The 500-nt window shown below is 70.8% G+C and carries 1 protein-coding gene; it reads left to right on the top strand.

All coding sequences use genetic code 11. The annotated features are described in order from the left end of the window. Positions 1-500, top strand: a 500-nt coding sequence (locus KZA10_RS17535; RefSeq protein WP_218683547.1) for a TenA family protein, incomplete at both ends; no start/stop codon positions are given.

The following is a 500-nucleotide window of genomic DNA, read 5'->3' as shown; positions in this document are numbered from 1 at the left end:
TTCCTGTTCTACCTCGCGCAGGACGCGCTGTATCTTCGGGAGTACGCGCGTGTGCTCGCCGAGGCGGCCCGGCTGGCACCGACATCCGACGAACAGGCCTTCTGGGCGGACTCCGCCCGCGGCTCCATCGTGGGCGAACTCGGGCTGCACGCCTCATGGCTCACCCCCTCGCACGGCGTGAGTGCGGCCACCTTCGCCGCAGAGCCGGCGCCCGCGACGACCGCATACCTCGACCATCTGCGCTCCGTCGCGTTCGGCGGCGACTATGCGGAGATCATCGCCGCTGTCCTCCCGTGCTTCTGGCTCTACACCGATCTCGGGCGGCGCCTGCACGCGGGGGAGTTCGGGGAGTACGCGCGAGATGCGGGGCATCCGTACGCCTCGTGGCTCGCGACGTACGCGGATCCGGCATTCGAGGAGGCCACACGGACGGCGATCGCCTACGTCGCCGACGCCGCGGCACAGGCGGATCCTGGAACACGGGCACGCATGCGCCGGGC

This window comes from Microbacterium sp. BF1 (assembly GCF_019279095.1).
GTDB classification, from domain to species: domain Bacteria; phylum Actinomycetota; class Actinomycetes; order Actinomycetales; family Microbacteriaceae; genus Microbacterium; species Microbacterium maritypicum.
Note: the sequence above shows the minus strand (reverse complement) of the source record. Positions and strands in the feature narration are given on the sequence as shown.